The sequence below is a fragment of the Thermoplasmatales archaeon genome (assembly GCA_014361245.1).
GTDB lineage: Archaea > Thermoplasmatota > E2 > UBA202 > JdFR-43 > JACIWB01.
On sequence record JACIWB010000044.1, the window covers coordinates 1 to 10,087 of the forward strand.

Here is a 10,087-nt window from a genome sequence, read left to right on the forward strand (position 1 = left end):
CCATTTTTCCTCATCTATTTTTAGAGCATTACATGCTCCCTCTACCATTTCTTTTCCAAATTCAATTAATCTTTTATCTGTTTCTTTCCAGTTCATCCCATTCCCTCCTTTTAAAATAAATAAAGAAATTTAATCTTTTTCTTTTATTCTACAGGCCCCGCCTCTCGACTGATATAAGATATCAAATAATTTATTCAATTTTTCATTATTTTTCCTCTGCCACCCTTACTAAATATTCTTTTCCTTCAATATCTGTTCTCAAAATTGCTATTTTCTTTCCTTTCAATTCCTTTAGTTTTTCTATCAAGGACTTATCTTTTATGCAGACATTGCCAAAGGACATGCAGAGAATCAATCCTTTTTCTGTTTCTTTTATTTCCTCAAGCTTTCCATGGGCTTCTTCCCATGGTTCCAAGTATCTTAGCTCATCCACGATTAATAAAATACCGCCAACCATTATTTATATTTTATTAATGGCTCATAGGAGAAGAGCGTTTTTTACGCTATTCCAAGCTTAGGAATGCAAGCAAGATATGATTTCCTTAACTCCTCTCTGTCTATGTGGTAATAAATGTCTATTGCATCACTTCTTGCATCCCCTCTTAACTCCTGTATATATTCTCTGGGCATTCCATTTCTCCTTAGCCATGTTGTAAACCAGTGCCTGCAGCAGTGAGGAGTAAAATGATCCTCCATTTTATCGGATTTTGAATTGTGAAGTCCAGCCCTCTCTGCCCAGTAAACAAAAGAATTATAGACACCACTTCTATCAAGCCTTTCTCCCGTTTGATATGAAATAAAAAGGGCTTTGCAGTTTTGCTTTGCTATTGCCTCCCTCTTGCTTATCCATTTCTTTAAAAGCACTGCTGTTTCATCATCAAAAAATACTATTCTATTGCTCCTCTTTGCAGTAGGCTTCAGAATTATGCTCATTTCCTGCCAGTTTATATCATCCAAATCAATTGCAACAAGCTCTTTCCTCCTTATTCCTGTTTTTGCAAGAAGTGCTGCCATTGCCTTATCCCTTATATCAGCTATTGAATTGATGAACTTTGCCATCTCCTCAACGCTTATAAGCTTTCTATGGGTCTCGCTATTATCGCTTTTATAAGTATGAAGATATCTTTTCCTCACTTCAAGAGCAATATTCTTTGCTATAATTCCTTCATAAACCATGTATTCACATAAGGCTGATATGGCTGAGAAATGGTTTTCTATGGTTTGATAATTTAGTCCCTTTCCCCTTAAAAATCCAACATAACTCCTTAAAATATCCCTGTTAATGCCTATTAAATCAACTCCATTTGTTTTTAAAAATGATGAAAATATTCTTAAACAAGATTTGTAGCTTTTAATGGATCCTTCTGTAAGCCCTCTTATTTTGCAGTCTTCTTCAAATCTCCTTATCAATTCCTCATCTTTTAAATGAGTTAATACTTCCATACCCACCACCTTCCCTTATCTTCAATTAAACCATATCTTTCAAGATTTTCCAACTGCCTATTTATTCCCTTTGCAACATCAGCCTGCTTCATCGGATTTATTCCAATTATGTCAAACAGCTCTCCCTTCTCTATCTTTCCTCTTTCCTTAAAAGCCTCTATTATCTTCCTTTCATATTTTCTGAATCCTTCCATTTCTTCTAAAAATGGCATTGTTCTATACCTCTTATTTTCTTCCTCAAGCCTTTCATAAGCCTTTGATAGAATTTCATATTTTTTCTCAATTTCCCTCATTTCTTCCTCCAGCTCCTTTATCCTTTTTATCAAATCCGCTCTTGTTCCATATGAAGTATCTTCATTTTCCTGGCTAAGCGAATTCTCAACATGCTCTATAACAAATCTAGAAATTGATAGGCCAGATTTATCTGCCAGCTTCTGCCATTTTTCCTTCATCTCCTCACTTGGCAGATAAACCAAAACAGCCCTCTTCATTATTGTATCCGTCTTGTACTCTTTTTTCCTTCCTTTCTTCTCAAATCTTTCTTTTGCCATTGATAAAGTAACAGATAGCTGTATTTAAAGTTTAATATTAAAAAAGCGCTGAGGGTGGGATTTGAACCCACGAGGAGCATAAGCCCCACAGGCTCTCAAGGCCTGCGCCGTTGTCCGCTTGGCTACCTCAGCAAACAAAATAAAATTAAATAAAAAAGAATATAAAAATTTAAAGGGTTAAGATTTGAGAATTATCTCTATGTTTACTCCATCTGGCACCTGAACGCGCATCAGCTGGCGCAATGCCCTGTCCTGAGCATCTATTTCAACAAGCCTTTTATGAATTCTCATCTCCCAGTGATCCCATGTCTCGGAGCCCTCTCCATCCGGACTTTTTCTGCATGGAACAACCAGTCTTTTTGTTGGAAGAGGTATTGGTCCTTTTATCCTTACTCCTGTTTTCTCTGCAATTTTCTTTATCTGAGAGCATACTTCATCTATTTTTTTTGCATCTGTGCCGGTTAATGTTATCCTTGCTATCTGGGTCATTTTACATCAGTTTTTCGTCAATTTCTATGCATACTCCAGCTCCTACTGTCTGTCCCATGTCACGAATTGCAAATCTGCCAAGTTCTGGGAAATCTTTTGCCCTTTCTATAACCATCGGGCGTGTTGGCCTTATCTTTACAACAGCAGCATCTCCTGTCTTTAAAATCTGAGGATTCTCCTCCTTGACTTCTCCACTTCTCGGATCAATTTTCTTGATTAATTCTTCAAATCTGCATGCTACCTGAGCGGTATGGCAGTGGAATACTGGAGTATAACCAACTGTTATAACAGAAGGATGATTCAAAACCATTATCTGGGCGGTAAATAGTTTTGCTACTGTTGGGGGATTATCTACATGCCCTGCGACATCTCCTCTCCTCACATCTTTCTTGCTTATGCCTCTTATATTTGCTCCTATATTATCTCCTGGCTCAGCCTGAGGAATTTGTTCATGATGCATTTCTATTGATTTTACCTCACCAATCACTCCTTTTGGCTGAGTCGATGGAAGGAATATAAGTTTGTCATCGGGTCTCATTACTCCTGTTTCAACTCTTCCAACAGGCACAGTACCAACGCCAGTTATTGAATAAACATCCTGTATCGGCCATCTCAATGGTTTATCAATTGGCTTAGGAGGAACCTTAAACTCATTTATTGCTTCAAGCAAAGTAGGCCCATCCCACCAGTCAAGTTTTCCCCTTTCCTTTATATTATCTCCATTCCATGCAGATATAGGAATATATTTAACATCCTTGTAACCAACACTTGTAAGCAGTTTTTCTGCCTGCGATTTCACCTCTTCATATCTCTGCTTGCTGTACGGTGGCTGGGTTACATCCATCTTATTTATAGCGACAACAATCTGCGGAACGCCAAGAGTTCGCGCAAGCCATGCGTGCTCCTTCGTCTGCGCCATCACGCCCTCGCCCGGCGCAGCAGATACAACAAGGATTGCGCAATCCGCCTGGCTTGTCCCTGTGATCATGTTCTTTACAAAGTCGCGATGGCCGGGGGCATCGATTATTGTGAAATAGTATTTTTCTGTGTCGAAGCGCTGGTGGGCAACATCTATAGTAAGACCTCTCTCCCTTTCTTCCTTTAATCTGTCCATTACCCATGCAAGTGCAAATGATTCTTTTCCCATTGACTTCGCCTCTTCAGTGTATTTCTGCACTATATGGGGGTCAACCTGACCTGTTTCTAGCATCAGTCTTCCTACAAGTGTAGATTTTCCATGATCAACATGCCCAATCGTTACCAGATTTAAATGGGGTTTTTGTGCTGGCATTTTTAACCACCTTAGGTTGTAAATAGGTTATTATATATATATTTTTTTTCCCGCAAAAATCTTTATATCTTTTATTATTTTTTCCTGATGAAGTTTGTTATTGCAATAACTGGAGCGAGCGGAGTTATATATGGGATAAGATTGGTGGAGGAACTAAAGAAAAAAGGAAATTTTATTTATTTGATAATAAGTGATACTGCAAAAAAAATAATAGGGGAAGAAACTCAATACAGAATTCAGGAAATAGAAAAAAAAGCAGATAGGACATATAATGAAAATGATATTAATGCAGAAATTGCAAGCGGCTCAGCAGAATATGATGCAATGGTGATATGCCCATGCAGTGGAAAAACTCTTTCTGCAATAGCAAATGGACTGGCTATTAATTTAATAATAAGGAGTGCAATATGCTGTTTAAAAGAAGGAAGGAAATTAATTCTTGTCCCCCGGGAAACACCTCTCGATGCAATCTCGCTGGAAAACATGTTAAAATTAAGCAGAACAGGAGTTACAATTCTCCCAGCAATGCCCGCATTTTATATAAAGCCAAAAAGTGTTGATGATATGATAAATTTTATAACAGGAAAGGTGATGGATCAGCTTGGAATAAAAAATGATTTATATAAAAGATGGAAATAACTAATTTTTTCTTTTTCTTATTTCTTCAGCAAGTTCTCCATCTTCAATTATTAAAGCCCCTATATAACCGCAATCCTTGCATCTCCACTTGCTTCTATCCTGAGGAATAATCCAATCAATATTGCTTGAGCCACATTTCGGGCAATATTTTGTCATTATGAATAAACAATCAAATATAAAAAATTCTGCAAGTTTATCTTTCATTTACAAAAAATTTCTTAGGGGAATAGTCCTTATTTTTGAGAGGATAACCATCACTATGAAAAATTTATATATAGATAAAAAATAACTCCATATGAGCAAAAAAAGCTTGCTGATAATTATAATTACTGCAATTGTTTATTTTATATGGCTTATTATATGGGGTGCCATAGAATTCTTCACTACTTTAAATATGCCAATTTCTTTAAAAATTTGGAGTATAATTGGGGTTTTTATTTACTCCGCATTGATTATTATCGAAGTTTTAATTTTGATGGGAAAAGAAAAAAGGGAGGAAACTCCTGTGAAAATAAAAAAGGTTGTTTGTGGATATTGTAAAACAAAATTTGATGTAGAAGATACAGGAGAGAGACCTCTCGAATATGTTTGTCCGAATTGCGGAAATGAGGGATTTTTAAAAGGAAAAACTTTGAAGGGAAACAGCATTTTTATAGAATGCTCAAATTGCAAAAATGAAATAGAAATATTTGATTTCGGGGAAAGACCTCTCGAATATGTTTGTCCTGTATGTCATTTAAAAGGGATAATAAATGATTAAAGCAAGGATTGAAATAAGATTAAAAAAAGGTGTGGTTGATCCGGAAGGAAAAAATATTTTAAAGGCTTTAAACCTGCTTGGTTTTAAAAATGTAAAGGATGTAAAAACTTCAAGAGTAGTTTATATATTCATTGATGGAATGGGTGAAGAGGATGCATTGAGGGAGGTGGAGGAAATGTGCAAAAAATTGCTTGTAAATCCGGTGGTTAATGAATACTCAATAAAGATAGAAGATTTACATGATTAACGAGCTATTTATTCAAGATGGATATGTCCATAGGATAAATATTTTAAATGCAACGGATGAACAGCTTGAAGAAATAAGCAAATCAATGAAGCTTGCTTTAACTCTTGAAGAGATGAAGAAAATAAAGGGATATTTCATTAAAAGAAATAGAATGCCAACTGATGTTGAACTTGAGGCGCTTGCCCAGGCGTGGAGCGAGCACTGCTGCTATAAATCATCAAAATACTGGCTTAGAAAATATCTTTACAAGATAGCAAAAAATAAAATTATTGCAAGAGAGGATGCCGGAGTAATGAAATTTGATAATAGCCACTATTATACAATTGCTCTCGAAAGCCATAATCATCCTTCTGCTGTTGAGCCATATGGGGGGGCTGCCACTGGTATAGGGGGGATAATAAGAGATGTTCTATGCATGGGTTCAAAGCCAATAGCTCTTATAGATGCAATATTTTTTGGAAAATTAAACACAGATTATGAAAAAATTCCTAGAGGAGTGAAGCATCCAAGATATCTTTTAAAGAGGGTCGTTGAGGGAATAAGAGATTATGGAAACAGGGTAGGAATTCCAACTGTTGCTGGGCAGGTATATTTCCATGATAGTTATTTAGGAAATTGCCTTGTAAATGTTGGTTGCATAGGAATTATGAAAAAGGAGCATCTCATCCATAGCAGTGTGAAAAATCCAGGGGATTTATATATATATGCGGGTGGAAAAACTGGCAGAGATGGAATACATGGGGTTACTTTTGCATCAGAAGAGCTTGATGAAAAAATGGAGGAGGAAATAACCGCTGTTCAGCTTGGTGACCCAGTAACAAAGGAGCCTTTAATACATGCATGTCTTGAATGCATTGAAAAAGGACTTGTTGAAGGAATGAAGGATATGGGCGGAGGCGGGCTCTCATGCGTTTGCAGCGAAATTGCATATGAAGGTGGAAAGGGGGCGGAGGTATATCTTGATAGAGTTCCTCTAAGGGAAGAAAATATGAAGCCGTGGGAAATATGGGTTTCTGAATCTCAGGAAAGAATGCTTCTCGTTGTAAAAGAGGAAAATTTTGAAAAGGTTTTGAAAATTTTTGAGGAGTGGGATGTTGATGCGTCTGTAATTGGAAAAGTTATAGATGAACCATTGATTAAAATTTTTTATAAAGGGCAGAAAGTGGGAGAAATTGATTTGGCTTTTCAGGTTGGAGGGGTGGAATATGTAAGAAATTATTTAAAACCATATGAAAAAGAAAAAGAGGATATTGATTTTCAAATGCCAGATTTAAAGGATATTTTTATAAAAATTCTCTCTTCCTACAATGTTTCAAGCAGGGAATGGGTGATAAGGCAATATGATTTTGAGGTAAAAGGGGCAACAGTTGTTAAGCCACTTCAAGGAGAGATTTTTTCTCAAACTCATTCAGACGCAGTTGTTATAAAGCCACTTGAAGAATCATTTAAAGGACTGGCTATAACAATAGATATAAATCCCTATTTCACCGAATTAAACCCTTACTGGGGAACTGCAAGTGCTATAGATGAAGCATGCAGAAATATAGCATCTGTTGGAGCAAAAATAAATTCATTTGCCGACTGCCTGAATTTTGGAAATCCTGAAAATCCAGAAAGAATGGGAGAAATTATTGAAGCAATAAGAGCGTTGCATGATATGGGAAAAAAGCTCGGCATCCCTTATGCTTCTGGAAATGTAAGCCTTTACAACGAGAGCATGGCTGGCTGCGTTGCGCCGACGCCCGCCATCATGGGGGTGGGGATTTTAAAAGATGTGAGAAAGTGTGTGACAACAAACTTCAAGGATGATGGAAATCCTATTTACTTAGTGGGGGAGACAAAGAAGGAAATGGGAGGAAGTGAATATTATCAGGCTATTGGAGTAAAAGCTGGAAGAGTGCCGAGAAGCGATGCAGAAAATTTAAAGGCGAGCATGAAGAAAATTGTCAGGGCCATTGACAGGGGTTATGTAAATGCATGCCATGATGTATCAAATGGAGGAATTGCTGTTTCTCTTGCTGAAATGGTTATAGGGGGAAAAGGAGCGGAAATATGCCTATATTCCCTTGGAGATTTGAGAACAGATTTCAAATTATTTTCTGAGAGCAATACAAGATGGATTGTTGAAGTTAAAAAAGGCATGGAAGAGGAATTTAAAAATTTATTTGAAGGTATGAAAATATATAAAATAGGGAATGTAAAAGGAAGAAATCTTGTTATTTATGATGGAGATGAGATGAAAGAATATATAAATCTGGAGAAAAATTTTTTATATGAAATATGGAGAAAAAGATTATGGGAGGAAATGGGTTAAAAATCAAAAAGATTTTTCTGTTTTAAATTCTTTGCAAAATTTCTGTATTTTTCAATTGCATTCAAAACTCTTTCTCTGTTAAAATTGTGTTCATCGCACATGAAGCGAATTGTTTCTTTCTCATCTATCTCCTCCCATTTCAGGTTGTAATCATAATTTATATCTGGTTCAAGAAATATTTTCCTCACTTCTTCATATCCCTCTATTTGCAATATATTTTTTTCTATCAAATTTTCTATTCTTCCATATTCTCTTATCAAATTCAAAGCCTTTTTTGGCCCTATTCCTTTTACTCCTTCATTAAAATCTGTGCCTGTCAAGATTGCTACATCAACAAGTTGTTCTCTGCTTATACCATTTTCTTCAAGAACTTTATCGCTTATTATTTCTTCAGGAAAAACTTCTATGTATGCCTGCTTTCCAGATATTTTTCTCCTTCCAGTTATTGCAAGGTTTCGAATTAAAGCTTTTGCTCCAAAGAGAAGAGCATCAAAATCTTGTGATGCAACACCATAAACATCCCCTTTTATATTCATATATGCAGCCTGCGCTTCCCCCTCGCCTCTTGCCTCTATGTAAGGGATGCCAAGATAATGAAGCAATTCCTTTGATTGGCTTATTATCTCTTCATTTATTGTCCCGCTTCTCTTTGCTTTCTTCAATGCCTCTTCCATATTTCCTTCCCTAAGTGCCTCTTCCCATTCTTCTCTTGCAATTTCCCTTGTTTCTTTTCTTTTTTTCAAAACCCTTAGCTTTAATGGATGGGGCTGTCCATCAAAGACATATACTGGCTTTATCCCATACTCAACAAGATTTGCTGTTCTATAAAAAATGCCTGATAAATGGGATGTTATATTTCCATTCCTATCTTTAAGAGGTGTGCCATCTATCTGGCGGATTATTGCAATAAACTGATGAATTGCATTAAATGCATCTATCGCAACTATTTTTCCAGATAAATCTGAAATTTCTATCTTTCTCGCAGATATAATTGGCTTTAAATTTACTCCCATTTTATTTCAAACCACTCCACTTTTTTATTTTCAACAAGTTTCTTTATTTTTTTCTCCTCCTCGCTTAACTTACTATTCCCTGTTTTAAATTCAACAAATAAAATTTTATCATCATTGAATTGCAATCCATCAACTGGCGAACCAATAAACCTGAATTTTTTTGGCTCAAATGGATAATTTTTCATAAAAGGTGCAAATTGTTCCATAATTTTCCCATGCAATACTGACATGCTTTTTTTATCTCTTTTGAGAGGGGATACAAATTTTCTGTAAATATATAATACCCCTGTTAAAAAGCCAAAAAGAAGACCGAGGAAAAATATATAAATATAAACAAAAGGATCCACTTAATCACCCATCCTTTTCTCGAAAAGATATATTAGATTTTTCCATCCATCTCTCCATGATTGTATTTTTGCTTTCCCTTCTCTTTCATATAAATACGAATCTATTTCTCTGGCTCTTGCTTTTTTAAACATCTCTATTTTTATTTCCTCTGAAAATGCCATCCCATCACTTAAATCTTCCAAATTTTTTATTTTATTAAGCGCTTCTTTCCTTATTATCCACATGCCGGATTGAGAATCCTTTATCTTTAAACCAAATAAAAGGCGAAGCGCTGATGAAAGAATAAAATTACCAAAAAAATGTTTGAATGACATCGCCCCTTTTTCAAGCCCAGCAAATCTATTTGTTGTTATAAAATCCAAATCTTCTTTAAGCAAAATATCAACATATTCATGAGCAATTTCAAAGGGATAGGTAGCGTCTGCATCTCCTGTAACTATTATTTCCCCAGTTGCTTTTGTCAATCCAGTCTTATATGCTCTTCCATATCCTTTTCTCGGCTCAATTATTACATTTGCCCCCTTTTCTTTTGCAATTTCTCTTGTCGCATCTGTTGAATTTCCATCAACAACAATAATTTCTACATCCATTTTTCTTTTCTTAAATTCTTCCATGTTTATCCTATCAATTGTTCTCCCTATTCCTTCCTCTTCGTTCAATGCCGGGATGACGAAACTAACTTTCATTATAAAGATAATATGACTAACTTATATTTTTTTGGTTTTTTCATGCTGTGTTGAACAATCATGGAAGCCATACTTCCACTAATTTTTGAAAAAATTGGGCTTTTTTACAAATTGATGAGCATGGCATAGAACACAAATTTCAATCCTGAGAAAAATGTTTCTTTAGCCTTTTGCTTTTGTGGAAGCATTTTCTCTTGTTTTGATGATTGGCTCTATTCCCTGCTTTTTTAGATAACTAAAATTCTTTCTGCTATCATAGGATTCATTTCCGTCATCCTCTCTATTTTTTTATTGCCAATGGTTCTC

At 35.7% G+C, this 10,087-nt stretch carries 13 protein-coding genes and 1 tRNA gene; 4 read left to right on the top strand and 10 right to left on the bottom strand.

Going from position 1 to position 10,087, the window contains the following annotated elements:
• Window positions 1-205 precede the first annotated feature (205 nt).
• The 6 genes from H5T45_06465 to tuf all read right to left on the bottom strand — a co-directional run bounded on the left by H5T45_06465 (window position 206) and on the right by tuf (window position 3,774).
• On the bottom strand, window positions 206-433 hold the full coding sequence (locus H5T45_06465; GenBank protein ID MBC7129354.1) for a hypothetical protein: 228 nt from the start codon (window positions 431-433) through the stop codon (window positions 206-208).
• Window positions 434-498: 65 nt separating this feature from the next.
• On the bottom strand, window positions 499-1,443 hold the full coding sequence (locus tag H5T45_06470) for a tyrosine-type recombinase/integrase (GenBank protein MBC7129355.1): 945 nt from the start codon (window positions 1,441-1,443) through the stop codon (window positions 499-501).
• Entirely contained in the window at window positions 1,431-1,994 is a 564-nt protein-coding gene (locus tag H5T45_06475; protein MBC7129356.1) for a hypothetical protein, read from the bottom strand. The genes H5T45_06470 and H5T45_06475 overlap by 13 nt, the downstream gene beginning before the upstream one ends.
• Window positions 1,995-2,040: 46 nt before the next feature.
• Window positions 2,041-2,126 (bottom strand) — tRNA-Ser (locus tag H5T45_06480).
• A gap of 45 nt (window positions 2,127-2,171) precedes the next feature.
• On the bottom strand, window positions 2,172-2,483 hold the full coding sequence (locus tag H5T45_06485) for a 30S ribosomal protein S10 (protein ID MBC7129357.1): 312 nt from the start codon (window positions 2,481-2,483) through the stop codon (window positions 2,172-2,174).
• Between the two features lies 1 nt (window position 2,484).
• A complete protein-coding gene (gene tuf / locus H5T45_06490) occupies window positions 2,485-3,774 on the bottom strand; it encodes a translation elongation factor EF-1 subunit alpha (protein MBC7129358.1) in 1,290 nt (429 codons plus the stop codon).
• Window positions 3,775-3,861: 87 nt separating this feature from the next.
• On the opposite strand from tuf, the gene H5T45_06495 reads away from it, so the two are divergent.
• Window positions 3,862-4,413, top strand: coding sequence for a UbiX family flavin prenyltransferase (locus H5T45_06495; GenBank protein MBC7129359.1), 552 nt, complete (start codon window positions 3,862-3,864; stop codon window positions 4,411-4,413).
• Here H5T45_06495 and H5T45_06500 read toward each other — a convergent pair whose 3' ends face one another.
• The gene (locus H5T45_06500; protein ID MBC7129360.1) at window positions 4,414-4,569 is read right to left on the bottom strand and encodes a zinc ribbon domain-containing protein; all 156 of its coding nucleotides are present in this window, start codon (window positions 4,567-4,569) and stop codon (window positions 4,414-4,416) included.
• 139 nt (window positions 4,570-4,708) lie between these two features.
• Here H5T45_06500 and H5T45_06505 point away from each other — a divergent pair, with 139 nt between their 5' ends.
• Genes H5T45_06505 through purL form a run of 3 tightly spaced genes read left to right on the top strand, consistent with a single transcriptional unit; the run spans window position 4,709 to window position 7,734 of the window.
• Window positions 4,709-5,173: a hypothetical protein gene (locus H5T45_06505; GenBank protein MBC7129361.1), complete on the top strand. Its 465-nt coding sequence runs from the start codon at window positions 4,709-4,711 to the stop codon at window positions 5,171-5,173.
• Entirely contained in the window at window positions 5,166-5,420 is a 255-nt protein-coding gene (gene purS, locus H5T45_06510) for a phosphoribosylformylglycinamidine synthase subunit PurS (GenBank protein ID MBC7129362.1), read from the top strand. Before H5T45_06505 ends, purS begins: the two co-directional genes overlap by 8 nt.
• On the top strand, window positions 5,413-7,734 hold the full coding sequence (gene purL / locus H5T45_06515; GenBank protein MBC7129363.1) for a phosphoribosylformylglycinamidine synthase subunit PurL: 2,322 nt from the start codon (window positions 5,413-5,415) through the stop codon (window positions 7,732-7,734). The genes purS and purL overlap by 8 nt, the downstream gene beginning before the upstream one ends.
• Here the strand turns inward: purL and H5T45_06520 are convergent.
• Genes H5T45_06520 through H5T45_06530 form a run of 3 tightly spaced genes read right to left on the bottom strand, consistent with a single transcriptional unit; the run spans window position 7,731 to window position 9,781 of the window.
• Window positions 7,731-8,747 (bottom strand): flap endonuclease-1, encoded by a 1,017-nt coding sequence (locus tag H5T45_06520; GenBank protein MBC7129364.1) that lies wholly within the window; start codon window positions 8,745-8,747, stop codon window positions 7,731-7,733. The genes purL and H5T45_06520 overlap by 4 nt on opposite strands.
• A complete protein-coding gene (locus tag H5T45_06525; protein MBC7129365.1) occupies window positions 8,738-9,076 on the bottom strand; it encodes an endonuclease in 339 nt (112 codons plus the stop codon). Before H5T45_06525 ends, H5T45_06520 begins: the two co-directional genes overlap by 10 nt.
• An 18-nt stretch (window positions 9,077-9,094) precedes the next feature.
• Window positions 9,095-9,781: a glycosyltransferase family 2 protein gene (locus H5T45_06530; protein ID MBC7129366.1), complete on the bottom strand. Its 687-nt coding sequence runs from the start codon at window positions 9,779-9,781 to the stop codon at window positions 9,095-9,097.
• Between the last annotated feature and the right edge of the window lie 306 nt (window positions 9,782-10,087).

Coding starts and splice junctions, on each gene's coding strand:
- H5T45_06470 (MBC7129355.1), bottom strand. CDS start 1,443: ATGGAAGTATTAACTCATTTAAAAGATGAGGAATTGATAAGGAGATTT.
- H5T45_06520 (MBC7129364.1), bottom strand. CDS start 8,747: ATGGGAGTAAATTTAAAGCCAATTATATCTGCGAGAAAGATAGAAATT.
- H5T45_06485 (MBC7129357.1), bottom strand. CDS start 2,483: ATGACCCAGATAGCAAGGATAACATTAACCGGCACAGATGCAAAAAAA.
- H5T45_06505 (MBC7129361.1), top strand. CDS start 4,709: ATGAGCAAAAAAAGCTTGCTGATAATTATAATTACTGCAATTGTTTAT.
- H5T45_06530 (MBC7129366.1), bottom strand. CDS start 9,781: ATGAAAGTTAGTTTCGTCATCCCGGCATTGAACGAAGAGGAAGGAATA.
- purL (MBC7129363.1), top strand. CDS start 5,413: ATGATTAACGAGCTATTTATTCAAGATGGATATGTCCATAGGATAAAT.
- H5T45_06495 (MBC7129359.1), top strand. CDS start 3,862: ATGAAGTTTGTTATTGCAATAACTGGAGCGAGCGGAGTTATATATGGG.
- purS (MBC7129362.1), top strand. CDS start 5,166: ATGATTAAAGCAAGGATTGAAATAAGATTAAAAAAAGGTGTGGTTGAT.
- H5T45_06475 (MBC7129356.1), bottom strand. CDS start 1,994: ATGGCAAAAGAAAGATTTGAGAAGAAAGGAAGGAAAAAAGAGTACAAG.
- tuf (MBC7129358.1), bottom strand. CDS start 3,774: ATGCCAGCACAAAAACCCCATTTAAATCTGGTAACGATTGGGCATGTT.
- H5T45_06500 (MBC7129360.1), bottom strand. CDS start 4,569: ATGACAAAATATTGCCCGAAATGTGGCTCAAGCAATATTGATTGGATT.